We start from the raw sequence: 24,326 nt of genomic DNA, 5'->3' as shown, positions 1-24,326 counted from the left end.
TTCGGCGGGTCCGGCGCTAGAATAGCGGGACCGTTGACGACAAAGGGACAAGGTTATCATGCGCACACTAAATCGCCTGTTGCTGGCTGGCTTGTTTGCAATCACACCACTGGCCGTCATGGCGGCGGACGATGCGCCATCGGCGGAACCGGAAGTCACGATCCGCACGGAAGGGGACAAGGTCATTCAGGAGTATCGCCAAAATGGTTTTCTGTATGCGATCAAGGTCACTCCGAAGGGCGCACCACCGTATTTCCTGGTGCGCTCCGACGGGACGGATGCAAACTTTATCCGCTCGGATCAGCCAGATATGCTGATTCCCGCGTGGAAAATCTTTGAGTGGAAGTAGTTTCTTAATTTCAATCGGCGCTGGCCCAACAGCGGCGCCCGTACTGGCAGTTTAAACATGTCTGTGTTCACCCCCCTGGCTCGGCCCGAGCTGGAAGCTTTTCTCGCCCCTTATGGCCTCGGCCGCCTGCTTGATTTCCAGGGGATTGCCGCGGGTAGCGAAAACACCAATTTCTTTATCAGCCTGGAGCAGGGCGAATTTGTCCTGACCCTGGTCGAGCGCGGCCCGGTCCAGGAGATGCCATTCTTCATCGAACTGCTCGACGTCCTGCATGAAGCCGATCTGCCGGTGCCTTACGCCATCCGCACCACCGACGGCGTGGCCTTGCGCGAACTGGCCGGCAAGCCTGCACTGTTGCAACCGCGCCTGGCCGGCAAGCACATCAAACAAGCCAACGCGCAACATTGTGCACAAGTGGGCGAGTTGCTCGGCCACCTGCACCTGGCGACCCAGAAGAACATGATCAAGCGCAAAACCGATCGTGGCCTGGACTGGATGCTCGAGGAGGGCACAGAGTTTCTGTCGCACGTTAATGCCGAGCAAAAAGATCTGCTGCAAAGGGCGCTGGATGAGATCGCGCACCAGAAAGAGAAAATTCTGGCACTGCCACGCGCCAACATCCATGCCGACCTGTTCCGCGACAACGCGATGTTCGAAGGCACGCACCTGACCGGGTTGATCGATTTCTACAACGCCTGTTCGGGCCCGATGCTCTACGACGTGGCGATTGCCTTGAACGACTGGTGTTCGGACGACGACGGTTTGATCGACGGACCGCGAGCGCGGGCCTTGTTGGGCGCTTATGCTGCGCTGCGTCCGTTCACTGCTGCCGAAGCCGAACTGTGGCCGACCATGTTGCGGGTAGCGTGTGTGCGATTCTGGTTGTCGCGCTTGATCGCGGCGGAGTCGTTTGCCGGGCAGGACGTGCTGATTCACGATCCGATGGAGTTCCAGCTGCGGCTGGCGCAGCGGCAGATGGTCAATACCCCGTTGCCTTTCGCACTCTAAAAGCAAAAGATCGAAGCGTTCGGCAGCTCCAGAGATATGCGTAACTCTGTAGCTGCCGGCTTGCTGGCGATGGTCGTTAACGATAACGCGCTTGGCATGGTTAAACACGGTGCCCTTGAGTCCATCGCCAGCAAGCCGGCTCCTACAAGGGGCTGCAATCTTTTTATGGGTTACAACGACTCCAGGCACCCCGCCAAATCATTCCCCAACTTCTCCAGCACCTGCTCATACCCCTGAGCGGTCGCTGGCGTGTACCCGCCCAATGCATCCAGCTCCGCCAGTTTCACTGGGAGTCCTGCCACCAGGGTTTCCGCCAAACGTGGGCGCAACGGTGGCTCGCTGAATACGCAAGTTTTGCCGACGTCCTGCAGTCGTGTGCGCATCGCCGCCACGTGCTGCGCACCGGGTTGTACTTCCGCAGCGACACTGAATACACCAGCGTGCTTGAGGCCATAGGCGTCTTCGAAGTAGTCGAAGGCTTCGTGGAACACGAAGTAGGGTTTGCCCTCAATGCCGGCCAGACGCGTCTTCAGCCGAAGGTCGAGCGCATCGAGACGCTCATCGAACGCCTTGAGGTTGCTCTGATAGCGCGTGGCATTGGCTGGATCGGCAACGCTGAGGTCGGCAGCCATTTTACCGGCGATAACCCGGGCGTTGACCGGAGACAGCCACAAGTGCGCGTCCAGGCTGCCTGGACGATGATCGTGGTCATGTTCGTCGGCTTCTTCGGCGTGGGAGTGATTATCTTCGGCGAAATGTCGAAGTTTCAGCCCCGGAAGGTCCTGTACGGCAACGCTCGGCAGCGTACGGCCATTGAGTACGCGAGGCAGGAAACCTTCCATGTCCGGGCCAATCCAGTACAACAGATCCACCGATTGCACCTTCCGTACGTCGGAAGGGCGCAAGGCATAGTTATGCGGGGAAGCGCCCGGGGGCAGTAGGACTTCAGGAATGGCCACGCCATCCTGTACGGCAGCGGCGATCAGCTGGAGCGGCTTGATGCTGGTGAGGACCTTGACCTCGGCTTGCGCCGGACCGATCAGCAGAAAACTTGCGATAAATGCGACAAAGATAGAAAAAAGTCGGGACACGATGACCACTCGAAGAGGCGAGAACGGGTAACATAATAACGTCTCTCACAAACCTCGTCGCCGCTCATGCCTAAAACACCGATTGCCAGCCGCCCCCACGACCACTCTCATTGCGTTCACAGCGCTTTGTCCGAGGCCGATGCCCTGTGCGCGCGCCAAGGCCTGCGCCTGACCGCGCTGCGTCGGCGGGTGCTGGAACTGGTGTGGCAAAGCCATAAGCCATTGGGCGCGTACGACATACTCGCGGTACTCAGCGAACAGGACGGCCGCCGCGCCGCGCCGCCAACCGTGTACCGCGCGCTGGATTTCCTGCTGGAAAACGGCCTGGTCCACCGTATCGCTTCGCTCAACGCCTTTATCGGTTGCAATCACCCGGGGCATGCTCACCAGGGCCAGTTCCTGATTTGCCGTGAATGCCACGCCGCCATCGAGCTCGAACAGCTATCCATCAGCGACGCGATCATCACCAGCGCCAAAGATGTCGGGTTTGTCGTCGAAGGCCAGACCGTCGAAGTGGTCGGTCTCTGCTCGGGTTGCCAGGGGGCTTGATGAGCAACGCGCTGATTCGCCTGGAGCAGGTTACCGTCAGGTTCGCCGGACAGCCCGTGCTGGATAACATCGAACTGAGCGTCGAACCAGGGCAAATCGTCACCCTGATCGGCCCGAACGGCGCCGGCAAGACCACGCTGGTGCGCGCGGTGCTCGGGTTGTTGAAACCCGACAGCGGCAGCGTTTGGCGCAAGCCGAAATTGCGCGTTGGCTACATGCCGCAGAAACTTCACGTCGACCCCACGTTGCCGCTGTCGGTGCTGCGCTTTTTGCGTCTGGTGCCGGGCGTGGACCGTGCGATGGCGTTGGCAGCGCTCAAGGAAGTCGGCGCTGAGCAAGTCATCGACAGCCCGGTGCAAAGCGTTTCCGGTGGTGAGATGCAGCGCGTGCTACTGGCCCGCGCCTTGTTGCGTGAACCGGAATTGCTGGTGCTCGATGAACCGGTGCAAGGCGTCGACGTGGCTGGCCAGGCCGAACTCTATAGCTTGATCACCCGTCTGCGTGACCGTCACGGTTGCGGCGTGCTGATGGTTTCTCACGATCTGCACCTGGTGATGAGCACCACCGACCAAGTGGTCTGCCTGAATCGCCACGTCTGCTGCTCCGGCCATCCCGAGCAAGTCTCAGGCGATCCGGCTTTCGTCGAGCTTTTCGGAAAAAACGCACAAAGCCTGGCGATTTATCACCACCATCACGACCACGCCCACGATCTGCACGGCTCTGTGGTCAAGGCGCCCGCATCGGGCCAACCCCATGTTCACGGAGATAGCTGCAAGCATGGCTGATTTTCTGCTCTACGCCCTGCTTGCAGGCCTGGCCCTGGCCGTCGTTGCAGGCCCGCTGGGGTCTTTCGTGGTCTGGCGGCGCATGGCCTATTTCGGCGACACCCTGTCCCATGCGGCATTGCTGGGTGTGGCGCTGGGCTTTCTGCTGGATGTCAGCCCGACCGTTGCCGTGACCGTAGGCTGCCTGCTGTTGGCGGTGCTGCTGGTAACCTTGCAACAGCGCCAGCCACTGGCGTCCGACACGCTTTTAGGAATTCTCGCACCCAGCACGCTCTCTCTGGGGCTGGTGGTACTAAGCTTCATGCACGAAGTGCGGATCGACCTGATGGCCTATCTGTTCGGCGACCTGCTGGCGATCAGCCCGACCGACCTGGCCTGGATCCTCGGCGGCAGCGCGGCGGTGCTGGCGTTACTGGTAACGTTGTGGCGACCGTTGCTGGCGATCACCGTGCATGAGGAGCTGGCCAGGGTTGAAGGGTTGCCGGTAGCGGGGCTGCGCATGGCGCTGATGTTGCTGATCGCCGTAGTGATTGCCGTGGCGATGAAAATCGTCGGCGTGTTACTGATCACTTCGTTGCTGATCATCCCGGCGGCGGCGGCACAACGTCACGCCCGCTCACCGGAACAGATGGCACTGGGCGCGAGTCTGCTGGGCATACTCGCTGTGTGTGGCGGGCTGGCGCTATCCTGGTTCAAGGACACACCGGCCGGACCGTCGATTGTGGTGGCGGCCGCCGCGCTATTTCTGCTGAGTTTTGTTCTGCCCCGCCGAGGGGTGTAGACTTGCTCGTTTTTTGCGCAAATAGAGAGTCGCAGGAATGAAGTCGTTCGCCTCCCGTTATCTGCTCCTTGTCGCATTTTCTGTGCTGCTGGGAGCCTGTCAAAGCACGCCCCCGGCAGCCACCCAGGCCTCCGATGCGCGGGCCACGGCCATCGCGCAACTCGAACAAAGCCTGGCCAGCAACGAGTTGGCCACCGCCGAAGATCAATTGGCTGCCTTGCAGGCCGAATCGCCAAACGATCAATCCCTTGAGCAGTACCAGCGGCAACTGGCTGAAGCCTATCTGTTGCGCAGCCAGATCGTGCTGCAAAAGGGTGATGTCAATGCAGCCGCCACCGCGCTGGCTCGTGCTCGCGCCTTGATGCCCAAAGCGCCGGCGCTGACCGGTGGGGTAAACGGCCCTATTGCTGAAGCTCGCAAGGCTGAACTGGAAAAAGCCGAAGCCGCCCTGAAAGCCGCTGAAGCAATGCCAAAAGCCAAAGTCATCGATCCAACCGCTGAAAGCACCACGGTTGCACTGAACATCAACGATATTGCCAAACTGCGTCGCCAAATGGATGCGATCGCCGCCGATGTGGTGAATTATCAGTGTGATGTGAGCATTCAGGCGCCGCGTACTGACGACTATCCATGGCTGTCGACCTTGCTGACCAAGCGCGTGACGAAGCTCGATCCGGAATTTGATCTGAAGCTTGAGCGGCAGATTTTGCGTAGCGTGCCGGCGCAGATGGTTTTGAGTCCGCGCAAACCGTAAAAGAAAAGATCGCCTGCGGCAGCTCCTGCGTAGGAGCTGCCGCAGGCTGCGATCTTTTGCCTCAGGCCGGAATCGCTTTGGCCTTCGCCTCCCGATCCCATACCCGATGCTGCCCGATTGCGGCAAAAAACGCCTGGGCCAACTTCGCATCGGTGCCGACGATCAATCCCGCATCAGCCTCCAGTTTCAACACGTCCAGTAACTGCTTCGCTTCGCCGTGCAAGGCAATGGCCTTGAGGTGTTTGTAGGCTTCGAGCACGTAGTGCAGCGCCACGCCATCCGTACTCAACGCCTTGATCGACGCCGCGCCTCCAGGCACGAACACCGCATCGAACGCTACCGAAGGCAAACCTTCCATGGACGCATCCACGGGCAACGCTTTGCCATCGACTGTCGTCACCGGTGCAGACGTTGGCCCAAGCAGTTTGGAATGAGCGCCCTCGGCTTCCAGCGCTTTCTTCATCGCATCAATGGCCGCGCCATCGACACCATTGGCCGCCAAAATCGCGACCTTGCGGGTCTTGATGTTCTCCGGCAGCAGGTTTACCTGACTCAGGGCGGGAGAGTGATCCAGTGAGATTTTTGGTACCTCGACCGTTCCCGCCGTCGGCGCTGGCAATCCCAGGTTCTGCGCCACACGTTTGGCCAGTTCCAGATCAATGTTGGCCAGAATCTCATTCACTTCCCGTGCACGAATGGTTTCCCGCTCGACTTTCCCTAATTCAAAGCTGTAGGCCGAGATGATGTGCTCCTGCTCATGCTTGCTCATGCTGTGGAAAAACAGGCGAGCCTGGGAGAAATGATCACTGAACGACTCGCTGCGCTGGCGAATCTTGTTCGCGTCGATGCGCTCCGGATAGCTCTCGAAACCGCCGTCCTGAGCTGCTGGCGGGGCTTCCTTCGGCCAGCCGCCGTCGATGGAGTTCGGCTCATAGGAAGCGCGCCCCTTGTCGATGGTGGTGCGGTGTTGCGCGTCCCGCTGTCCGTTGTGGAATGGCGCAACCGGACGATTGATCGGGATTTCGTGAAAATTCGGCCCACCGAGTCGGCTGATTTGCGTATCGGTGTAGGAAAACAACCGGCCTTGCAGTAAGGGGTCGTTGGAGAAATCAATCCCCGGCACAATATGCCCAGGGCAGAAGGCGACCTGTTCGGTTTCGGCGAAGAAGTTGTCCGGGTTGCGGTTTAGAACCATTTTGCCCAGGGGGGTAATCGGTACGATTTCTTCAGGAATGAGTTTGGTCGGGTCGAGAATGTCGAAATCGAAGGCGTGCTCGTTTTCCTCCTCCACCACCTGAACGCCCAATTCCCACTCAGGATAATCACCGGTCTCAATCGATTCCCAGAGATCACGACGATGATAGTCGGTGTCCTTGCCCGCAAGCTTTTGCGCTTCGTCCCACACCAATGAACAAGTGCCAGCCGTAGGGCGCCAATGGAATTTGACGAAGCGTGATTTGCCTTCGGCATTGATCAGGCGAAAGGTGTGTACACCGAAGCCCTGCATGCTACGCAGGCTTTTCGGGATCGCCCGGTCAGACATTGCCCACATCACCATGTGTGCCGACTCCGGCACCAGGGAAACAAAGTCCCAGAAGGTGTCGTGGGCCGAGCCACCGGTGGGCATTTCGTTGTGAGGCTCAGGTTTTACCGCGTGCACGAAGTCGGGAAACTTGATCGCATCCTGGATAAAGAACACCGGCATGTTGTTGCCGACCAGATCGAAATTGCCTTCATCGGTGAAGAATTTAACGGCGAACCCTCTTACGTCCCGAACAGTATCGCCGGAGCCTCGAGGACCTTGCACTGTGGAAAAGCGCACGAACACCGGTGTTTTCTTCGACGGATCCTGTAGGAAACCGGCTTTGGTCAGCACCGAATGGTTTTCGTAACTCTGGAAAAAACCATGGGCACCCGTACCGCGAGCGTGAACGATGCGCTCGGGAATGCGTTCATGGTCAAAATGCGTGATCTTTTCACGCATGATGAAATCTTCCAGCAGTGACGGCCCGCGCGCTCCGGCCTTCAGGGTGTTCTGGTTGTCCGCCACTTTCACGCCCTGGTTGGTGCGCAAGGCTTGCGCGGTGGCGTCGGAGCGGAAACTTTCCAGGCTATCCAACTTGGTGTTGGTGTTATTGCGGTCCGGGGTATCGGTCCCGGCCATTGCGCTCTTGGTGACGGCAGGCTTCTTGGTACTCATCAGGCTTGAACTCCTCGGGCGGATTGCAGTGACCTAAGTAGTGACTGACGGGTGTCTTTAGCCGTTCCTTTTTTCTGACCTTTGATCGCGTTATTGCCAAATGACAGGACAAATGCGAAATAAATGCTAAGAACCTCTATACGGACAGGCTAAAATGCGCGCCCGGCTATCCGCTGATCCTTTTCTAACGCGCCCCACAAGGTTCGCTACGTGATCGAGTTTCAAAACGTCCACAAAACCTACCGCGTCGCCGGTAAGGAAATTCCCGCCCTGCATCCGACCAGTCTGACGATTGAGAACGGGCAGGTTTACGGCTTGATCGGTCATTCCGGCGCAGGAAAAAGTACCCTGCTGCGTCTGATCAATCGCCTGGAAAACGCCAGCGGCGGCAAGATCATCGTCGACGGTGAAGAAGTCACCGCCCTCGACGCCAACGGCCTGCGCCGCTTCCGTCAGCAGGTCGGGATGATTTTCCAGCACTTCAACCTGCTGGCTTCCAAGACTGTTGCCGACAACGTGGCGCTGCCGCTGACCCTGGCCGGCGAACTGTCGCGCAGCGAGATCGACTCGCGCGTGGCCGAATTGCTGGCGCGGGTCGGTTTGTCCGATCACGCCAAAAAATACCCGGCGCAACTGTCCGGTGGGCAAAAACAGCGTGTGGGCATTGCCCGTGCCTTGGCGACCAAGCCGAAAATCCTGCTGTGCGATGAAGCCACCAGCGCCCTCGACCCGCAAACAACGGCATCGGTCCTGCAATTGCTGGCCGAGATCAACCGCGAGCTGAAGCTGACCATCGTCCTGATCACCCACGAAATGGACGTGATCCGTCGCGTTTGCGATCAAGTGGCGGTGATGGATGCCGGCGTGATCGTCGAGCAAGGTTCGGTGGCCGAAGTGTTCCTGCATCCCAAGCATCCGACGACCAAGCGCTTCGTGCAGGAAGACGAGCAGATCGACGAAAGCGAACAGCGTGACGACTTCGCTCATGTGCCGGGCCGCATCGTGCGTCTGACGTTCCAGGGCGAAGCGACCTACGCGCCGCTGCTGGGTACGGTCGCCCGCGAAACGGGTGTGGACTACAGCATCCTCGCCGGTCGCATCGACCGCATCAAAGACATCCCTTACGGGCAACTGACCCTGGCCGTGACCGGTGGTGACATGGAAGCGGCCTTCGCCCGTTTCACCGCAGCCGACGTCCACATGGAGGTGCTGCGCTAATGGAAGCCCTGACGAGTTTCTTCGCCAATATCGACTGGTTCGAAATCTGGCTGGCCACCGGCGACACGATGCTGATGCTCGGCGGTTCGCTACTGTTCACCGTGTTGCTCGGCTTGCCGCTGGGCGTTCTGCTGTTCCTGTGCAGCCCGCGCCAGTTGCTGGAAGCCAGAGGTGTCTACGCGATGTTGTCGCTGGTGGTGAACATCCTGCGGTCGCTGCCTTTTATCATCCTGTTGATCGTGATGATTCCGTTCACCGTGTTGATCACCGGCACCTCCCTGGGTGTTGCCGGTGCGATCCCGCCACTGGTGGTCGGTGCCACGCCGTTCTTTGCACGTCTGGTGGAAACCGCCCTGCGTGAAGTGGACCGCGGCATTATCGAAGCGACCCAGGCCATGGGCGCGACCACGCGGCAGATCATCACCAATGCGTTGCTGCCGGAAGCTCGCCCGGGGATTTTCGCAGCGATTACGGTGACAGCAATTACACTGGTTTCCTACACGGCGATGGCCGGTGTCGTGGGTGCCGGTGGTTTGGGTGACCTGGCGATCCGCTTCGGATACCAGCGTTTCCAGACCGATGTGATGGTCGTGACAGTGGTGTTGCTGCTGGTACTGGTCCAGGTCCTGCAAACCGTTGGCGACAAACTGGTTGTGCATTTCTCCCGTAAATAAGACATGAGCCGGCCATTCGCTGGCAGGCGCCGGAAACCGGCGCCGCACAAGGAGTTAGCTGAATGAAAAAACTACTCGTGGCCTTCGCGGCCGTTGCCGCGTTCTCTGCTCACGCTGAAACCCTGACCGTCGCGGCCACGCCAGTGCCGCACGCCGAGATCCTCGAATTCGTGAAGCCGACCCTGGCCAAAGAAGGCGTGGACCTGAAGGTCAAAGTCTTCACCGACTACATCCAGCCGAACGTACAGGTTGCGGAAAAGCGTCTGGACGCCAACTTCTTCCAGCACCAGCCGTACCTGGATGAGTTCAACAAGGCCAAGGGCACCAGCCTGGTTTCCGTGGCTGGTGTACACCTTGAACCCCTGGGCGCTTACTCCAGCAAATACAAAACACTGGAAGAGCTGCCAAGCACCGCCACCGTAGTGATCCCGAACGACGCTACCAACGGCGGCCGTGCGCTGTTGCTGCTGCAAAAGGCCGGTGTGATCCAGTTGAAGGATGCGAACAACATCCTGTCGACCGTCAAGGACATCACCGCGAATCCTAAAAACCTCAAGTTCCGCGAACTGGAAGCCGCGACCATCCCGCGCGTGCTGACTCAGGTCGACCTGGCGCTGATCAACACCAACTACGCGCTGGAAGCCAAGCTTGATCCAGCCAAGGACGCACTGTTCATCGAAGGCAGCGATTCGCCGTACGTGAACATCCTCGTGGCCCGTCCGGACGACAAGGACAGCGACGCGATGAAGAAGCTGGTGGCTGCCCTGCACAGCCCGGAAGTGAAAGCCTTCATTCTCGAGAAGTACAAAGGCGCGGTCGTGCCGGCGTTCTGATCTATTGCTGAAATGAAAAAAGGAGCTCCTCGGAGCTCCTTTTTTTATGCCTGGAATTCGGGCTCCGTAGGAGCCGGCTTGCTGGCGATTGCGATTCACGGGCGCCAGCGCCAGCAAGCCGGCTCCTACAAGGGTCGTGTGCTAGTTACGTTTGAGCATCACCGGCAACTGCGCCACCAGTTTCACATTATTCAACGGCGCCCGAATAAACCCGCGCTGCGTGCCGTCCGGTCCGATCACGGCGAGGTTGCCGCTGTGGTCGACGGTGTAGTTCGGTTTGCTGGTATCGGCCGGGATGAACGGAATGCTCAGCGAATTGGCGACTTTTTGCAGCTCCTCGATCGAGGTAGGAGTCAGGCCGATGAATTGCGGGTCGAAGTAGCCCAGGTACTGCTTGAGCTGCTTGGGCGTATCTCGGTTGGGGTCGACACTGACCAGAACGATTTGCAACTTATCCACAGCTTCGGGCGGCAACTCGCTCTTGATCTGCCGCAACTGCGCCAGGGTTGTCGGGCAGATGTCCGGACAGAAGGTGTAGCCGAAGAACACCAGGGTCCACTTACCTTTCAACTCGTTGATCGTGACCGGTTGCCCATCCTGGTTGGTCATCGTCACGTCCGGAAGGCTACGGCTTTGCGGCAGCAGAATGATGCCGGCGTCGATCAGTGCCGTCGGGTCGCCCTGGCCCTTGCCGGAGAGCACTTTGTTGATGGTCAGGCCCAGGACCAGTGCGATCAGGGCCACAAGGATGAAGACGGTTTTCTGGGTTCGAGTCATAGGTTCAACATTAAGTAGTGATCTACGAGCAGGGCGATGAACAGCAGGAACAAGTAATAAATAGAGTACTTGAACGTGTTGATCGCCGCGTGCGGCCGAGTGCCACGGTACAACACCACGGCCCATTGCAGAAATCGCGCACCCAACCCGAGCGCACACACGAGATAGAGCGTGCCGCTCATGTGGATCACATACGGCATCAGGCTGACGGCGAGCAAGGCAAAGGTGTAAAGCAGGATATGGACCTTGGTGTAGTGCTCGCCATGGGTGACCGGCAGCATCGGGATGTCGGCCTTGGCGTATTCCTCTTTGCGATGAATCGCCAGCGCCCAGAAATGCGGGGGCGTCCAGGCGAAGATGATCAGCACCAGCAGCAGCGGTTCGGCACTGACATGACCGGTGGCCGCAGTCCAGCCAAGCAGCGGTGGCGCGGCACCGGCGAGGCCGCCGATGACGATGTTCTGCGGGGTCGCACGTTTCAGGAACCCGGTGTAGATCACCGCGTAGCCGAGCAGCGAAGCAAGGGTCAACCACGCGGTCAGCGGGTTGGTGAAGGCCAGCAGCATGGCTTGCCCGAGGGCGGCCAGCACCAGCGCGAAGGTCAGCGCCGCCGTCGGCGAGACCCGGCCTTCGGCCAAAGGCCGTTTATGGGTGCGCGCCATGATCGCGTCGATGCGTCTGTCCACCACGTGATTGACCGCCGCCGCGCCGCCAGCGCACAGGGCGATGCCCAGGTTGCCGAAAATCAGCACCGTCCACGGCACCCCGGCGCGGGTCGCGAGGAACATCCCCACCAGCGAAGTGATGAGCATCAGCACCACAACCTTGGGTTTGGTCAGCTCCAGGTAGTCGCGCCAAATCGCCTGACTGGGACGTTCGCCGATCAGAGTCGCCATGGCATCTCTCCTTTTATTGTTATAGGTCCGGCCGTGTGTTTACGCGGGCTGAAGCGCCAGCGTGCCTGCTGCTTGACCCGGACCAGGCTGGTCCGGGCGTGATAATTGACCAGCACCATGGTCAGCAACAACGCCGCACCACCCGCGTTGTGCGCAACGGCCACCGGCAATGGCAAATGGAACAGCACGTTGCTGATGCCCAGGGTGATTTGGCTGGCGAGGGCGATCAGTACCAGGCCTGCCAAACGCGTCATACCGACCGCTTTGAGTTGCCACGCAAGGCCGAGCAATACCAAAGTCACCAGCAGAGCGCCGATGCGGTGAGTCAGGTGGATCGCGGTACGGGCATCGCTGTCCAGTTGCCCGCCAAGGTAATTCGGACCGATGTGCTGGGTCAGGTGAAAGCCGTTAGCGAAGTCCGCCGCCGGCATCCACTGGCCGTGGCACGTCGGGAAGTCGATGCAGGCCACGGCGGCGTAGTTGGAACTGACCCAGCCACCGAGGGCAATTTGCCCGATCACCAGCACCAGCCCCGCCGTCGCCCAGTGCTGCAAGCGACGCGGCACTGTCAGCGCCGGCAATACACCGGACAGGCGCAAGGTCAGAAGAAACAACAGGCTCAAGGTCGCAAAACCGCCGAGCAAATGCCCGGTGACCACTTGCGGCCAGAGCTTGAGCGTCACCGTCCACATACCGAACGCGGCTTGGGCGATCACCACCCCCAGCAGGAACAATGGTAACTTCACCGGTTGCCCCGGATGGCGGCGATGCACCCAGGCGCGACCGGCCAGCACCGCGATCAACATCCCCAGGGTGCCGGCGAAGTAGCGGTGAATCATCTCGTTCCAGCCCTTGTGGGCTTCGACCGGTGCGTCCGGAAAGTGCAGTTCGGCATGGGCCAGCTGGGCTTCGCTTTTCGGCACGCTGATAAAGCCGTAGCAGCCTGGCCAGTCCGGGCAGCCGAGGCCGGCGTGGGTCAGGCGAGTGTAGGCGCCGAGCAACACCACAATCAGTGCCAGCAAGGTGGCAAACAGCGCGAGGCGAAATCCAGGTTTGGCCATGACGATGCCCTTATCCGATGTTCGACAGTTTCAGCAGGTGGCGCAGGTCGTTGAGCAGATCTTTGCCCTTCACCGACGGGTCGTAGCGCAGCACCAGATTGCCGTGGGGGTCGATGATCCACAGTTGCGGTACGGTCTGGTCGCCGGTGGTGCGACTGAAGGTGGTCAGGTCCAGTGGATAACGTTGCAACTGTGGATATTCGCGTTGCAGCTTGGCGTCGTATTCGGCGCTCAGCGGTTGCGCGGCGGCCAGGGCATGGCTGGCGCGAGACGCGTCGCGACTGAGGCCGATCTGAACCTGCCGCGCCAGATATACCAATTGTTGGCAGTCCACCGCGCAATCCTTGGGCGCCGTCACCAGCATCTGCCAACGATCCTCCGCCGCCGGTACGCCAATGTCGGCACGGGTCTGGCCGTTGCCAATCAGTTCGCCGTGGTAACTACGGCCCTCGGGCACCCAGAACTGCAATTTGTACATGCCGGTGGCGAGGATCATCGGCCCGATCACTCCGAGCAGTATCAACAACAACTGCCAGCGGCCCTTGCGTCGGTTCACCGACGGTTTTGACTCAGACATGCTGGGTGGATTCATGGCCGCTCCCATGGTGTTTCTCCTTTGCGTTGTGCCAGCCGAGATAAAGATAGAGACCGAACAGGGCGATCGACATGGCGAACCACTGCACGGCATAGGCGATGTGTTTTTCCGGCCCCATGGCCACTACCGGCCAATCGACCTGATAGGTCGCGGGGCCGGTTTCGGCGCGTAACTCGTAGGCAAACCCTTCGCGATTGAGCGCATCCCAGAGCCTGGCCGGACCCACCGCTGTCACCAGTTGCGGCCAGGTGTCGCTATCGGGGTCGGCATGTAGCTGGAAGGTGGCACCCGGGGAAACGTAGACCCAGACGTCGAGGTTCAGGGCTTGTGTGGGTGTAGTGAATTGCGGCGGGGTGCGCCGGTCCGGCCAGGGCAGCCAGCCACGATTGATCAGCAGCCAGAGCCCGGTCGCGTGATCCTGGAACGGTTGCAGTAACTCGACCCCGACCTTGCCGTCGCGCTGGCGATTGTCCAGCAGCACGCTGTGCGCAGCGTCGAATTCGCCCTGCAGATGAAACCGGCGGAACGCCGGATCCTGAGTGTGTTGCAATTCGGTGCTGGCCACCGGTTCGGCAGCCCGGCGCTCGGCGTAGTTTTGCAGCAGTGCGCTTTTCTCCGCGCCCCGGCTCAACTGCCAGAACCCCAGGGACACCAACAGCGGCAGCAACAGCGCCACGACCACTGTCGGCACGACGCCCGGCCGGAAACGCTTCATGGCGTCGCCCGCAAATCGGTCGGTGCGATAGCTATACTCAAGTGCATCGCTTGTCCCCCCCGGAGTCTCACCATGCTCAAAGCAGCCATCGTCCTGATGCTGATTGCCACGGTTGTCAGCCTGTTCAGCGGCCTGTTTTTTCTGGTCAAGGACGACAGCAGCTCAAACCGCCTCGTCATTGCCTTGAGTGTGCGAGTGACGCTGGCCGCCCTGACCCTCGGTCTGATCACTTGGGGTTTTTTCAGCGGCCAACTGGTCTCCCACGTGCCTTGGTAAAAGGTTTAGAGCACGTAGACAAAAACAAACAGCCCGATCCACACCACGTCCACAAAGTGCCAATACCAACTCGCCGCCTCGAAAGCGAACTGGTGCTCGTTGTCAAAGTGCCCGCGCATGATCCGCATCAGCATCACGAACAGGATGATGGTGCCGATGGTCACGTGTGCACCGTGGAACCCGGTGAGCATAAAGAAGGTCGCGCCGTAGATGCCGGAGCCCAGAGTCAGGCCCAGCTCGTGGTAGGCGTGGATATATTCTTCAGCCTGAAAGCCGAGGAACGCGCAGCCGAGCAGCACCGTGATCGCCAGCCAGATTTTCAGCGCGCCGCGATGGCCTTTCTTCAAGGCATGGTGGGCGATGGTCACCGTAACGCTGGAACTCACCAGCAGCACCGTGTTGAGCAACGGCAGGCCCCAAGGGCTGATGACGTCCTTGGGTGGTGGAAACAGTTTCGAGTCGGGGTTGTTCAGCAGCGGCCAGGTGAACTGGAAGTTCGGCCACAGCATATGGGCCATGCCTTTGGCGCCTTCACCACCGAGCGCCGGCCCGGAAATGTGACGCACATAAAACAGCGCCCCGAAGAAGGCGATGAAGAACATCACCTCCGAGAAGATGAACCAGCTCATGCCCCAGCGGAACGAGCGATCCATCTGCGCACTGTACAAGCCGCCGCGACTTTCCTTGATCACCGTGCCGAACCAGCCGAACAGCATGTAAGCCACCAACAGCCCGCCAATGAAAAAGATCAGAGGGCCGTGCGATTCCGGACGTGCTGCCTTCAGATCATTGAACCAGGTGGCCAGACCAAACACCGTGACGAACATCCCGACCGTGGCGATGATCGGCCATTTGCTCTGGGCCGGGACGTAATAATGTTCATGAGTTGCCATTTATTGTTCTCCTTATCGGGCACGCTCAGCCGCCAGTGTTTACAGCTACCGGTGGATGTCGGGCGGTGATATCGAACAGCGTGTAGGACAGCGTCAGGTGCTTCACATCCTTGGGCATGTCACGGTCAACGATGAAACGTACCGGCATCTCGATCCGTTGGCCGGGCTGCAGCACTTGCTGGGTAAAGCAGAAACATTCGGTCTTGTGGAAATACGCCGCCGCGTTGCTGGGCGCGATGCTCGGCACAGCCTGGGCGCTCATCGGTTTATCGGTGGGGTTGTGGGCGATGAAGATCATCTCGTTCACTGCCCCCGGGTTCGCGGTCAATTCGTCATGTTTTGGGTAAAAGTCCCATGGCATGTCGGCGGTGTTGGTCGACAGAAACTGCACACGCACCTGGCGCGAGGTGTCGACCGTTTGCTCACCCTCATACTGCCCCGCGGTCTTGCCGTTAATGCCGAATGCCCTGCACATCACGTCGTAGATCGGCACCAGGGCGAATCCGAATACAAACATCGCCACCACCACCAGCAACAGGCGCGAGACCAGCTTCTTCATCGAAATCGAATCAGCCATGATTTTTTGACTCCACCGGAGCCCCTGTAGGAGCGAGCCTGCTCGCGAAGAACCTGAAACCACCGCGGGGTGTCAGGCTTCCAGCGTGCGTTCTGACAACCATCGCGAGCAGGCTCGCTCCTACAGGGAAGACCGTGTTCATTTCACTTCCGGCGGCGTGGTGAAGGTGTGATACGGCGCTGGTGACGGGATGCTCCACTCCAGGCCCTCAGCCCCATCCCATGGTTTGGCCGGTGCAGGCGGGCCGCCGCGAATGGTCTTGATCACGATGAACAGGAAGAAGATCTGCGTGGCACCGAACATGAATGCGCCGATCGACGACACCATGTTGAAATCGGCGAATTGCAGGTTGTAGTCCGGAATCCGCCGAGGCATGCCCGCCAACCCCACAAAGTGCATCGGGAAGAAAGCCATGTTCATGCCGATGAACGACAGCCAGAAATGCAGCTTGCCGAGGGTTTCGTCGTACATGTGGCCGGTCCACTTCGGCAACCAGTAGTAGGCCGAGGCGAAAATCCCGAAGATCGCTCCCGGCACCAATACATAGTGGAAGTGCGCAACCACGAAGTAGGTGTCCTGGTACTGGAAGTCCGCCGGGGCGATGGCCAGCATCAACCCGGAGAACCCGCCGATGGAAAACAGGATCACGAACGCCACCGCAAACAGCATCGGCGTCTCGAAGGTCAGCGAGCCTTGCCACATGGTGCTGGCCCAGTTGAACACCTTCACACCCGTGGGCACCGCGATCAGCAGCGTGGCGTACATGAAGAACAGTTCGCCCACTAGCGGTATGCCGACCACGAACATATGGTGCGCCCAGACGATGAACGACAGGAACGCGATGCTCGCGGTGGCGTAGACCATCGAGGTGTAGCCGAACAGCGGTTTGCGCGAGAAGGTCGGGATGATCGAGCTGACGGCGCCGAAGGCCGGCAGAATCATGATGTACACCTCAGGGTGACCGAAGAACCAGAACACATGCTGGAACAACACCGGATCACCGCCACCGGCGGCACTGAAGAAGCTGGTGCCGAAGTGGATGTCCATCAGCATCATCGTCACGCACCCGGCCAGCACCGGCATTACCGCGATCAGCAAGAACGCAGTGATCAGCCAAGTCCAGACGAACAGCGGCATTTTCATCAGCGTCATGCCGGGGGCGCGCAAGTTGAGGATGGTGGCGATCACGTTGATCGCGCCCATGATCGAACTGATCCCCATCAAGTGGATGGCGAAGATGAAGAAGGTCACGCTTTCCGGCGCATACGTCGTCGACAACGGTGCGTAGAACGTCCAGCCGAAGTTCGGTCCGCCACCGGGGGTGAACAGGGTCGAGACCAGCAGGATGAACGCCGCCGGCAATAGCCAGAAACTGAAGTTGTTCATGCGCGGCAGCGCCATGTCCGGCGCACCGATCATCAGCGGGATCATCCAGTTGGCGAGGCCGACGAAGGCCGGCATCACCGCACCGAAGACCATCACCAGACCGTGCATGGTGGTCATCTGGTTGAAGAATTCAGGCTGGACGATTTGCAGCCCTGGCTGGAACAGCTCGGCGCGAATCACCATCGCGAACGACCCACCCAGCAGGAACATGGAGAACGCAAACCACAGGTACAGCGTACCGATGTCCTTGTGGTTGGTGGTCAGCACCCAACGCATCAGGCCTTTGGCGGGGCCGTGGGCGTGGTCGGCATGACCATGGTCATCGATGACGGCGCTCATGGTTTGTCTCCTGCAAAGAGAGGGGCGGGGCAGGCCGGGGCGCTCTGCCCCGACCGGTTCCTTATATGCGCAATAGACTGGGTCATTTGCTTTCCGCCTGTTTCAGCTCCAGCACTTCTTTAGGCGTGACCATGTCGCCCTTGTTGTTGCCCCAGGCGTTGCGTTCATAGGTCACGACCGCTGCGATATCGACTTCCGAGAGCTGTTTGCCGAATGCCGCCATCGCTGTGCCAGGCTTGCCATGGAAGACAATGCCCAGGTGAGCGTCTTTCGGTCCTGTGGCGATTTTCGAGCCCTTGAGTGCCGGGAACATTGGCGGCAGGCCCTGACCTTCGGCCTGGTGACAGGCCACGCAGGTGGTGTGGTAGACCTTGTCGCCGCGTTCTTTGAGCTCGTCGAGGGTCCATTCCTTGCTGGTCAGCTCTTTGAGTTGCGCGGCTTCAGCCTTGCGTTCGGCCAGCCATTTTTCGTAATCGGCCTTTTCCTTGACCTCGACCACAGTCGGCATGAAGCCGTGATCCTTGCCGCACAACTCAGCACACTGGCCACGGTAGATGCCGGGCTTGTCGATGCGAGTCCAGGCTTCGTTGACGAACCCAGGGATCGCGTCGCGCTTGACGGCAAAGGCCGGCACCCACCAGGAGTGGATCACATCGGCAGAGGTCACCAGGAAGCGCACCTTGGCGCCGACCGGCAACACCAGGGGTTTGTCGACCTCAAGCAAGTAATGCTCGCCCTTGGCTTCCTTGTTGTGAATCTGATCGGCGGGAGTGGCCAGGTTGCTGAAGAACTCGACGTCCTGGCCCAGATATTTGTAGTGCCACTTCCACTGGTAACCGGTGACCTGGATATCAATCTCCGGCTCACTGGCGTCGTACATCTTGATCAGGGTCGCGGTAGCAGGAATTGCCATCGCCACCAGGATCAGGAAGGGCACGATGGTCCAGAGGATTTCGACGGTGGTGCTTTCATGAAATTTGGCGGCCACCTGCCCGGTTGAGCGGCGGTGGAGGATCATCGACCAGAACATGGCACCAAAGACGATGATGCCGATCACCACACAGATCCAGAAAATGGTCATGTGCAGGTCAAACACAGCGTGACTGATTTCAGTCGCTCCAGGCGCCATATTCACAGTCCAGGCCGCTTGCGCCTGACTGAAAATCGACCACAACAGGAGGCCCATCCAGACATGTGGATGTCGCATCATTGCGGGTTCCCCTTATCGTTCTTGTTATCCCGCCGGCTTTCACCTGCGGCAAGGGAGCGGCTGCATCAGACTACGAACTTGAGCACCGGGCCTTGCTGCATATGCAGTCGGGCGTCATCAGCTAACTCCATTCCAACCCGAGTATAGCCAGCACCTTCGACCTCGCAACGTGAAGGCGTAAATGATCTGAAACAGCATTAACTTGCTTTGCAGGCCACGAATGGAGAAGGATGCAGACGAGTGGTGGCAAACCGATATAACGGGGCCGTCTCAAGGATGAAATAATTATGACAAATGCGTCTTAGCATTTTTCGTAAGCCAGCTAAGTTATGTCTTCCCTATTTCATTGCCTTGTTCCCTGGAGTTTTCATGAACACCGCCGCATTGCGCGAGCAGATCCAAAAAGCCCAACAACACGAAGCCGAGACCGGCCTGCTGACACGTCAGCTGGAAAGCAAACTGCCTCATCTGCACCCGGCAATCCAACTGCCGCAAACCGATACCAACGGCGTGCTGACCCGATTTGTCGCCGCCTACATTGAAGAAGTGCCTGATCTGCTGGATGCAGCCAATGAAGTCGCCAGGGAAGCGGGCATTGAGTCACAGATCAAACCGGTGCTGAAAATCGCCGAACAGTACTTCGTTCAACCGCCCGACATCATGATCGGCCACGTCGGGCTGGACAGTTTGCTGGACGAAGCCTATCTGGCGCACCGTTTTGTCGAAGAGGTCAACGACCTGTACATCAAGCATCTCGGCCAGCCACTGATCCCCCTGGACATGACTGTCGCCAACCTGATTGCTCACCAATTGATCGGTGAGTCGTTCGCCAACCAACTGGATGAAGTGGTGCACCACGCCATCGACGAGATGCTCGACGACGAAAGCTTCGCGCTGGAATCGGTGGAAACCTATCGCGAGAAACTCGCCAGCCCGGACACCGGCGCCGCGTGGAAACGCTGGCCGTGCATGGGCCGTCGTCTGGGTGTAGGCCTGGAACTGGATCAGCCGGCGGCTTGATCAACCGGTAACCACAACCCCCTGCAGGAGCGAACTTGCTCGCGATGAGGCCATGTCATTCAACATCAACGTTGAGTGATCCGCCACCATCGCGAACAAGCTCGCTCCTGCATTGTTTTTTAGCCAGCAGCGCCGATGCCGGTGGTGGTACGAACCCTGCCTTCAAGCCTGCGCTTCAATCCCCGCGACTCAATCAACAGTTTCGACCCCTTTGCCGAGTTCGCCCGTCCCCATTCCTCCAGCAACTCCAGACACGAGTGATCGATGTAGCTCAGGTTATTGAGCGGCACATGCACCGTCGTACCCGCAGGGATGCTGCCCAGCACCTGGGTCAGCGCCGGCACTTTGAGAAAGGTTGCCGCGCCCACCAGACGCAGTTCCATTTCCCCTTGCTTAGGCAGGTCGATCAAGCTGATTTTCAAGCGCGAAGCCTTTAATGCCAACTTCACCAGCGTCAGGCCGAAGCCAATCAAAACACCCGTGAGCAAGTCCGTAAGTACGATGGCGAGGGCGGTAGCCGCATAGGTGAACATCGGCGCCCGCCCATAGCGGCCCAACCCCCGAAAGACCTTGAGGTCTACCAGCTTGAAACCGGTGTACACCAACACGCCCGCCAGGCTCGCCACCGGAATGCTCTGCAGCACGCTGGACAGCAACAGCACGAACGCCAGTAACCACAACCCGTGGAATATGGTCGAGAAGCGGGTTGTGGCGCCCGCCTGCACGTTGGCCGAACTGCGCACGATAACGCCGGTCATCGGCAACGCCCCGAGCAAGCCGCACAGCATGTTGCCGATTCCCTGAGCAGACAACTCCCGGTCGAAGTCAGAGCGCTGACCGCTGTGCATGCGATCAACCGCTGCAGCCGAGAGCAGCGTCTCGGCGCTGGCGATGAAGGCCACGGCAATCGCGGCGACCAACAAGGTCGGATCAGCCAGGTTGAGCAAGTCCGCCGGCTTCAACCAGTCGATGGCTTCCGTCAGATTGGCCGGCACCTCGACCCGTTTGACCTGCAATGCCAACACCAGACTGGCAAGGGTTGCCAGGCCGACACCCAGTAGCGCACCCGGAACAAAACGCAGGGATTGCGGGCGGAATTTTTCCCACAGCCACATCACGGCAATCGTCGACAACCCGAGTAATCCGGCTTGCCAGCCCAGTGTCGGCAATGCCTGTGCCAGCGCTTGCGGGAAACCGGCCAGATTCTCCAGGCCCGAGGGTTTGGGCACGGCATCCAGCATCACGTGTACCTGAGACAGAACGATTAACACACCAATCCCGGCCAGCATGCCGTACACCACCGCAGGCGCCGTTACGCGGAACCAGCAGCCCAGCTTTAAACGACCGGCCACCAATTGAAGAAAACCGGCGAGCAACAGAATCGGCCCGAGCATGGCGATACCGTGCTGGCGCACCAGCTCGAACACCAGAACCGCCAGACCCGCCGCCGGACCGCTGACTTGCAGCGGCGAACCCGCCAGCCAGCCGACCACCAATCCGCCGATGATGCCAGTGATCAGGCCTTTGGCTGGCGGCAATCCCGAGGCAATCGCGATGCCCATGCACAAGGGCAGGGCGACCAGAAACACAACCACCGAAGCCAGCAGCTCCCGTGGCAGAACAGCTTTGAGTTGAGCAGCACGCATGGTGACTCTCCCGAAGTTTTCTTCAGGCATGGCAAAGCCGGGCTGCCTGATCGGCAGCCTCGGCTAAACCACACAAGGATTTAGGAGGATTTAGAAGCGCGCTTTGGGCGTCGCCACGGGAATCGGCAGGCTGCCATTGAGCGGCAGGAAACAACCTTGATCGGCATCGTAGGCTTTGATTTCGCTGGTTTCGATGTTGTAGACCCAACCGTGGATAAACAACTGACCATTGGCCATGCGCGAGGCCACCGACGGATGCGTGCGCAGGTGCTGTAATTGGGCGATGACATTCTCTTCGGTGAGGATGTGCATACTTTCGCTTTCGTTAGCGCAGTGGCAGTTGTCCTGGACCATGGTCTTCGCCACTTCGGCATGCCGCAGCCAGGCTTTGACCGTGGGCATTTTTTCCAGGCTCTGGGGGTTGAGGACCGCGCGCATCGCGCCGCAATCGGAATGCCCACAAATGATGATGTGATGCACGCCAAGCGCCAGCACCGCGTACTCGATAGCGGTGGAAACACCACCGTTCATTTGCCCGTAGGGCGGCACAACATTGCCCACATTACGGGTCACGAACAGGTCGCCGGGGGCACTTTGGGTGATCAATTCCGGAACGATGCGCGAGTCGGCGCAAGCAATGAACATCGCGCGCGGCCGCTGAGCCGTGGCGAGTTTCTTGAAGAGTTCTTCCTGCTGGGGAAAGATCTCATGATGAAAATGCAAAAAGCCTTCAACGATATGCTGCAGCGCTGCATCGGCGGTTTCCGCCTCAGGTTCGGCGGACGCCGACGCAGCCAACGGCTGTTTATCCTTGTCACTCATGATTCATCCTCTTTATCGGAGTCATGGAATCTTCCCGTGTTGTCCGGTCTGAAGCCAGTGCCTGTGTAAAAAACATCCAGGTCGAAACACCTCGACCCGTCAGTCACTCGATGAACAAGGTAGCGGCCGAATCTTAACTCAAACTGAATAAACCGCTCTGGAATGCGTGTTCCAGGTCACAAAAAACGTGACCAGCTTAATGGCAAAATGAAATTGCCCGTACTCAACGATAGGCCAATTGTCCTCAAATCAACGACATCTGGCGACCGGGCGGACAAAAGGCATCGCAGTCCAGATTGAAGCCTTCGCGATGATTGAGTCCCAGGCGCTTGATCGCTTTGGCGAAGCGCTGCGCCAGCAGGTCGGCAAAAGGACCTTCGCCACGCATTCGTGAACCAAAGCGACTGTCGTAAAGCTCGCCACCCCGGCTCTGGCGAATCAGGCTCAGCACGTGCGCGGCCCGTTGCGGGTAGTGGGCAGCCAGCCACTCTTCAAACAACGGTGCCACTTCCAACGGCAGGCGCAACATCATATAAGCAGCGCTTTGCGCCCCGGCCGCCTGAGCCTCGGTGAGCAGGCTTTCGAGTTCGCTGTCGTTGATCATCGGAATCATCGGTGAACACAACACACCGACAGGAATGCCTGCGTCGCGCATCACCCGGATCGCGCGCAGCCTGGCCTTTGGCGCCGCAGCGCGGGGTTCAAGGATGCGTTTGAGTTCGTCGTCCAGGCTGGTCAGGCTGATCATCACCGCCACCAGCCTGTGCCGGGCCAGCTCGGTCAACAGGTCGAGATCGCGCAGAATCAGCGAGCCCTTGGTGACGATGGTCACCGGATGCCGATAGCGCAACAACACTTCGAGGGTTTGCCGGGTGATCTTGTATTCGCGCTCGATCGGCTGATAAGGATCGGTGTTGGACCCGAGGTTGATCGGCGCGCATTGGTAGCCGCGCTTGGACAGCTGTTGCTCCAGCACATCGACAGCGTTGGTCTTGGCGATCAGTTTGGTTTCGAAATCCAGCCCCGGCGACATATCCCAATAAGCATGGCTCGGCCTCGCGTAGCAATAAATGCAGCCGTGTTCACAGCCCCGGTAGGGATTGATCGAACGATCGAAGGGCAAGTCCGGCGAGGTATTGCGGGTGATGATGGTTTTCGCCGCCTCGATGCTTACCACGGTGCCTTGTGTGGTCGGCACCTCTTGGTACCAGCCGTCGTCCTCGGCCACCGACCGATTGGGGGCGAAACGATTATGGGGATTGGTCGCGGTGCCGCGGCCACGTAGGGGCAATGGCGTGTGCATGGAAGAAAACCCTTTGCGCTGTATGTGCATACAGTATATCGATGACATCCATCGCACCAGTACCGCTCAGCATCTTCTTGATTCGGGATAGTGCAAAGCAATTAAGTGATACATATGACGACTGGCTAAAAAATTTGCAATTCCGGTATCGTTACTTCCGTTGCACACAGGGACATTTATATTAATTAAAAGGATTTGATTATGTCGTTTTTCAACCGCCGCGGTATCTTTCTACAAAAGCTTGGCCCAACAATTGTCGACCAAAGCGAAGTACTCGTTTCCCTGCAATTCGCATTGAAAGAGAACGGTCGGAATGCTGAAAACTCGCTGGAGACCACGGCCTTACTGGACTCCACAGTCCTCATCGCATCGTCTAATGATGGCGGCAGAACCTTCAGTCTCGGCAATATCAACAAAGACATCGATGGTGATGGCGATATCGACGCCGATGACAAGGCCAAACTTCTGGCACTGGCCAAAGCCTATGCCAATATTTCCACGCCTTGATTAAAAACATATAAAAAAAGCCCCCACTGCATAACGCAACGGGGGCCTTTTTTGACTTGTT

26 protein-coding genes are annotated in these 24,326 nt (G+C 59.1%); 12 read left to right on the top strand and 14 right to left on the bottom strand.

The genetic code is table 11. The annotated features are described in order from the left end of the window. Nucleotides 1–58: 58 nt before the first annotated feature. Nucleotides 59–349, top strand: coding sequence for a DUF2782 domain-containing protein (locus AD668_RS00185; RefSeq protein WP_053152877.1), 291 nt, complete (start codon nt 59–61; stop codon nt 347–349). 57 nt (nt 350–406) lie between these two features. Next, entirely contained in the window at nt 407–1,357 is a 951-nt protein-coding gene (locus tag AD668_RS00180; RefSeq protein WP_053152875.1) for a homoserine kinase, read from the top strand. A 170-nt stretch (nt 1,358–1,527) separates the two neighbouring features. Here AD668_RS00180 and AD668_RS00175 read toward each other — a convergent pair whose 3' ends face one another. Further along, nucleotides 1,528–2,448, bottom strand: a complete 921-nt coding sequence (locus tag AD668_RS00175; protein ID WP_053153006.1) for a zinc ABC transporter substrate-binding protein — start codon at nt 2,446–2,448, stop codon at nt 1,528–1,530. Nucleotides 2,449–2,514: 66 nt separating this feature from the next. On the opposite strand from AD668_RS00175, the gene zur reads away from it, so the two are divergent. From zur to AD668_RS00155, 4 genes are read left to right on the top strand one after another with little or no spacing between them, the layout of a single operon-like run. After that, nucleotides 2,515–2,997 carry a zinc uptake transcriptional repressor Zur gene (gene zur, locus AD668_RS00170; protein ID WP_053152872.1) on the top strand — a complete coding sequence of 161 codons (483 nt, stop codon included), beginning with the start codon at nt 2,515–2,517 and terminating at the stop codon, nt 2,995–2,997. Further along, on the top strand, nt 2,997–3,782 hold the full coding sequence (znuC, locus tag AD668_RS00165; RefSeq protein ID WP_053152870.1) for a zinc ABC transporter ATP-binding protein ZnuC: 786 nt from the start codon (nt 2,997–2,999) through the stop codon (nt 3,780–3,782). Before zur ends, znuC begins: the two co-directional genes overlap by 1 nt. Next, nucleotides 3,775–4,563: a zinc ABC transporter permease subunit ZnuB gene (znuB, locus tag AD668_RS00160; RefSeq protein WP_053152867.1), complete on the top strand. Its 789-nt coding sequence runs from the start codon at nt 3,775–3,777 to the stop codon at nt 4,561–4,563. The genes znuC and znuB overlap by 8 nt, the downstream gene beginning before the upstream one ends. 37 nt (nt 4,564–4,600) lie before the next feature. Next, nucleotides 4,601–5,317, top strand: a complete 717-nt coding sequence (locus AD668_RS00155; RefSeq protein ID WP_053152864.1) for a PA5502 family lipoprotein — start codon at nt 4,601–4,603, stop codon at nt 5,315–5,317. A 61-nt stretch (nt 5,318–5,378) separates the two neighbouring features. On the opposite strand, the gene katE is transcribed toward AD668_RS00155, so the two are convergent. Further along, nucleotides 5,379–7,517, bottom strand: a complete 2,139-nt coding sequence (gene katE / locus AD668_RS00150; RefSeq protein ID WP_053152861.1) for a catalase HPII — start codon at nt 7,515–7,517, stop codon at nt 5,379–5,381. A 210-nt stretch (nt 7,518–7,727) separates the two neighbouring features. On the opposite strand from katE, the gene AD668_RS00145 reads away from it, so the two are divergent. The 3 genes from AD668_RS00145 (at nt 7,728) to AD668_RS00135 (ending at nt 10,242) form a co-directional block, all read left to right on the top strand. Continuing rightward, complete coding sequence (locus AD668_RS00145; RefSeq protein ID WP_053152858.1) at nt 7,728–8,735, top strand: methionine ABC transporter ATP-binding protein; 1,008 nt, start codon at nt 7,728–7,730, stop codon at nt 8,733–8,735. After that, nucleotides 8,735–9,409 (top strand): methionine ABC transporter permease, encoded by a 675-nt coding sequence (locus AD668_RS00140; RefSeq protein WP_053152855.1) that lies wholly within the window; start codon nt 8,735–8,737, stop codon nt 9,407–9,409. Before AD668_RS00145 ends, AD668_RS00140 begins: the two co-directional genes overlap by 1 nt. Nucleotides 9,410–9,471: 62 nt before the next feature. Then, complete coding sequence (locus AD668_RS00135; RefSeq protein ID WP_053152854.1) at nt 9,472–10,242, top strand: MetQ/NlpA family ABC transporter substrate-binding protein; 771 nt, start codon at nt 9,472–9,474, stop codon at nt 10,240–10,242. A gap of 141 nt (nt 10,243–10,383) precedes the next feature. Here the strand turns inward: AD668_RS00135 and AD668_RS00130 are convergent, their stop codons facing one another. Genes AD668_RS00130 through AD668_RS00110 form a run of 5 tightly spaced genes read right to left on the bottom strand, consistent with a single transcriptional unit; the run spans nt 10,384 to nt 14,286 of the window. Further along, on the bottom strand, nt 10,384–11,019 hold the full coding sequence (locus AD668_RS00130; RefSeq protein WP_053152851.1) for an SCO family protein: 636 nt from the start codon (nt 11,017–11,019) through the stop codon (nt 10,384–10,386). Next, nucleotides 11,016–11,915: a heme o synthase gene (gene cyoE, locus AD668_RS00125; RefSeq protein ID WP_053152848.1), complete on the bottom strand. Its 900-nt coding sequence runs from the start codon at nt 11,913–11,915 to the stop codon at nt 11,016–11,018. Before cyoE ends, AD668_RS00130 begins: the two co-directional genes overlap by 4 nt. After that, nucleotides 11,903–12,976, bottom strand: coding sequence for a heme A synthase (locus tag AD668_RS00120; protein WP_053152845.1), 1,074 nt, complete (start codon nt 12,974–12,976; stop codon nt 11,903–11,905). The genes cyoE and AD668_RS00120 overlap by 13 nt, the downstream gene beginning before the upstream one ends. A 10-nt stretch (nt 12,977–12,986) precedes the next feature. After that, nucleotides 12,987–13,580 carry a hypothetical protein gene (locus AD668_RS00115; protein WP_053153003.1) on the bottom strand — a complete coding sequence of 198 codons (594 nt, stop codon included), beginning with the start codon at nt 13,578–13,580 and terminating at the stop codon, nt 12,987–12,989. Further along, nucleotides 13,546–14,286, bottom strand: a complete 741-nt coding sequence (locus AD668_RS00110) for an SURF1 family protein (protein WP_053152842.1) — start codon at nt 14,284–14,286, stop codon at nt 13,546–13,548. Before AD668_RS00110 ends, AD668_RS00115 begins: the two co-directional genes overlap by 35 nt. A gap of 72 nt (nt 14,287–14,358) precedes the next feature. Here AD668_RS00110 and AD668_RS00105 point away from each other — a divergent pair, with 72 nt between their 5' ends. Then, a complete protein-coding gene (locus AD668_RS00105) occupies nt 14,359–14,562 on the top strand; it encodes a twin transmembrane helix small protein (RefSeq protein ID WP_053152840.1) in 204 nt (67 codons plus the stop codon). A 5-nt stretch (nt 14,563–14,567) separates the two neighbouring features. On the opposite strand, the gene AD668_RS00100 is transcribed toward AD668_RS00105, so the two are convergent. The 4 genes from AD668_RS00100 to coxB all read right to left on the bottom strand — a co-directional run bounded on the left by AD668_RS00100 (nt 14,568) and on the right by coxB (nt 18,967). Further along, complete coding sequence (locus AD668_RS00100) at nt 14,568–15,455, bottom strand: cytochrome c oxidase subunit 3 (protein WP_053152837.1); 888 nt, start codon at nt 15,453–15,455, stop codon at nt 14,568–14,570. Nucleotides 15,456–15,480: 25 nt separating this feature from the next. After that, complete coding sequence (locus AD668_RS00095; RefSeq protein WP_053152834.1) at nt 15,481–16,032, bottom strand: cytochrome c oxidase assembly protein; 552 nt, start codon at nt 16,030–16,032, stop codon at nt 15,481–15,483. Nucleotides 16,033–16,170: 138 nt separating this feature from the next. Next, nucleotides 16,171–17,757 (bottom strand): cytochrome c oxidase subunit I, encoded by a 1,587-nt coding sequence (gene ctaD / locus AD668_RS00090; RefSeq protein WP_010465663.1) that lies wholly within the window; start codon nt 17,755–17,757, stop codon nt 16,171–16,173. Between the two features lie 82 nt (nt 17,758–17,839). Continuing rightward, a complete protein-coding gene (gene coxB / locus AD668_RS00085; protein ID WP_053152831.1) occupies nt 17,840–18,967 on the bottom strand; it encodes a cytochrome c oxidase subunit II in 1,128 nt (375 codons plus the stop codon). Between the two features lie 369 nt (nt 18,968–19,336). Between coxB and AD668_RS00080 the strand changes: the two genes are divergently transcribed. Beyond that, complete coding sequence (locus AD668_RS00080; protein WP_053152828.1) at nt 19,337–19,987, top strand: hypothetical protein; 651 nt, start codon at nt 19,337–19,339, stop codon at nt 19,985–19,987. Between the two features lie 119 nt (nt 19,988–20,106). On the opposite strand, the gene AD668_RS00075 is transcribed toward AD668_RS00080, so the two are convergent. From AD668_RS00075 to AD668_RS00065, 3 genes are all read right to left on the bottom strand, one after another. Beyond that, on the bottom strand, nt 20,107–21,633 hold the full coding sequence (locus AD668_RS00075; RefSeq protein ID WP_053152825.1) for a SulP family inorganic anion transporter: 1,527 nt from the start codon (nt 21,631–21,633) through the stop codon (nt 20,107–20,109). 90 nt (nt 21,634–21,723) lie between these two features. Further along, nucleotides 21,724–22,455: a carbonic anhydrase gene (locus tag AD668_RS00070; RefSeq protein WP_053152822.1), complete on the bottom strand. Its 732-nt coding sequence runs from the start codon at nt 22,453–22,455 to the stop codon at nt 21,724–21,726. A 244-nt stretch (nt 22,456–22,699) separates the two neighbouring features. Further along, nucleotides 22,700–23,758, bottom strand: coding sequence for a PA0069 family radical SAM protein (locus AD668_RS00065; RefSeq protein ID WP_053152999.1), 1,059 nt, complete (start codon nt 23,756–23,758; stop codon nt 22,700–22,702). A 201-nt stretch (nt 23,759–23,959) separates the two neighbouring features. On the opposite strand from AD668_RS00065, the gene AD668_RS00060 reads away from it, so the two are divergent. Next, nucleotides 23,960–24,265: a hypothetical protein gene (locus AD668_RS00060; protein WP_053152819.1), complete on the top strand. Its 306-nt coding sequence runs from the start codon at nt 23,960–23,962 to the stop codon at nt 24,263–24,265. Nucleotides 24,266–24,326: the final 61 nt, after the last annotated feature.

The organism is Pseudomonas sp. P1.8, assembly GCF_001269805.1.
Taxonomy (GTDB): domain Bacteria; phylum Pseudomonadota; class Gammaproteobacteria; order Pseudomonadales; family Pseudomonadaceae; genus Aquipseudomonas.
Note: the sequence above shows the minus strand (reverse complement) of the source record. Positions and strands in the feature narration are given on the sequence as shown.

What these genes read in the sequence shown, in the direction of transcription:
- AD668_RS00185 (WP_053152877.1), top strand. Translation starts at nt 59, where the DNA reads ATGCGCACACTAAATCGCCTGTTGCTGGCTGGCTTGTTTGCAATCACA.
- AD668_RS00180 (WP_053152875.1), top strand. Translation starts at nt 407, where the DNA reads ATGTCTGTGTTCACCCCCCTGGCTCGGCCCGAGCTGGAAGCTTTTCTC.
- zur (WP_053152872.1), top strand. Translation starts at nt 2,515, where the DNA reads ATGCCTAAAACACCGATTGCCAGCCGCCCCCACGACCACTCTCATTGC.
- znuC (WP_053152870.1), top strand. Translation starts at nt 2,997, where the DNA reads ATGAGCAACGCGCTGATTCGCCTGGAGCAGGTTACCGTCAGGTTCGCC.
- znuB (WP_053152867.1), top strand. Translation starts at nt 3,775, where the DNA reads ATGGCTGATTTTCTGCTCTACGCCCTGCTTGCAGGCCTGGCCCTGGCC.
- AD668_RS00155 (WP_053152864.1), top strand. Translation starts at nt 4,601, where the DNA reads ATGAAGTCGTTCGCCTCCCGTTATCTGCTCCTTGTCGCATTTTCTGTG.
- katE (WP_053152861.1), bottom strand. Translation starts at nt 7,517, where the DNA reads ATGAGTACCAAGAAGCCTGCCGTCACCAAGAGCGCAATGGCCGGGACC.
- AD668_RS00140 (WP_053152855.1), top strand. Translation starts at nt 8,735, where the DNA reads ATGGAAGCCCTGACGAGTTTCTTCGCCAATATCGACTGGTTCGAAATC.
- AD668_RS00135 (WP_053152854.1), top strand. Translation starts at nt 9,472, where the DNA reads ATGAAAAAACTACTCGTGGCCTTCGCGGCCGTTGCCGCGTTCTCTGCT.
- AD668_RS00130 (WP_053152851.1), bottom strand. Translation starts at nt 11,019, where the DNA reads ATGACTCGAACCCAGAAAACCGTCTTCATCCTTGTGGCCCTGATCGCA.
- cyoE (WP_053152848.1), bottom strand. Translation starts at nt 11,915, where the DNA reads ATGGCGACTCTGATCGGCGAACGTCCCAGTCAGGCGATTTGGCGCGAC.
- AD668_RS00120 (WP_053152845.1), bottom strand. Translation starts at nt 12,976, where the DNA reads ATGGCCAAACCTGGATTTCGCCTCGCGCTGTTTGCCACCTTGCTGGCA.
- AD668_RS00115 (WP_053153003.1), bottom strand. Translation starts at nt 13,580, where the DNA reads ATGGGAGCGGCCATGAATCCACCCAGCATGTCTGAGTCAAAACCGTCG.
- AD668_RS00110 (WP_053152842.1), bottom strand. Translation starts at nt 14,286, where the DNA reads ATGAAGCGTTTCCGGCCGGGCGTCGTGCCGACAGTGGTCGTGGCGCTG.
- AD668_RS00105 (WP_053152840.1), top strand. Translation starts at nt 14,359, where the DNA reads ATGCTCAAAGCAGCCATCGTCCTGATGCTGATTGCCACGGTTGTCAGC.
- AD668_RS00100 (WP_053152837.1), bottom strand. Translation starts at nt 15,455, where the DNA reads ATGGCAACTCATGAACATTATTACGTCCCGGCCCAGAGCAAATGGCCG.
- AD668_RS00095 (WP_053152834.1), bottom strand. Translation starts at nt 16,032, where the DNA reads ATGGCTGATTCGATTTCGATGAAGAAGCTGGTCTCGCGCCTGTTGCTG.
- ctaD (WP_010465663.1), bottom strand. Translation starts at nt 17,757, where the DNA reads ATGAGCGCCGTCATCGATGACCATGGTCATGCCGACCACGCCCACGGC.
- coxB (WP_053152831.1), bottom strand. Translation starts at nt 18,967, where the DNA reads ATGATGCGACATCCACATGTCTGGATGGGCCTCCTGTTGTGGTCGATT.
- AD668_RS00080 (WP_053152828.1), top strand. Translation starts at nt 19,337, where the DNA reads ATGAACACCGCCGCATTGCGCGAGCAGATCCAAAAAGCCCAACAACAC.
- AD668_RS00075 (WP_053152825.1), bottom strand. Translation starts at nt 21,633, where the DNA reads ATGCGTGCTGCTCAACTCAAAGCTGTTCTGCCACGGGAGCTGCTGGCT.
- AD668_RS00070 (WP_053152822.1), bottom strand. Translation starts at nt 22,455, where the DNA reads ATGAGTGACAAGGATAAACAGCCGTTGGCTGCGTCGGCGTCCGCCGAA.
- AD668_RS00065 (WP_053152999.1), bottom strand. Translation starts at nt 23,758, where the DNA reads ATGCACACGCCATTGCCCCTACGTGGCCGCGGCACCGCGACCAATCCC.
- AD668_RS00060 (WP_053152819.1), top strand. Translation starts at nt 23,960, where the DNA reads ATGTCGTTTTTCAACCGCCGCGGTATCTTTCTACAAAAGCTTGGCCCA.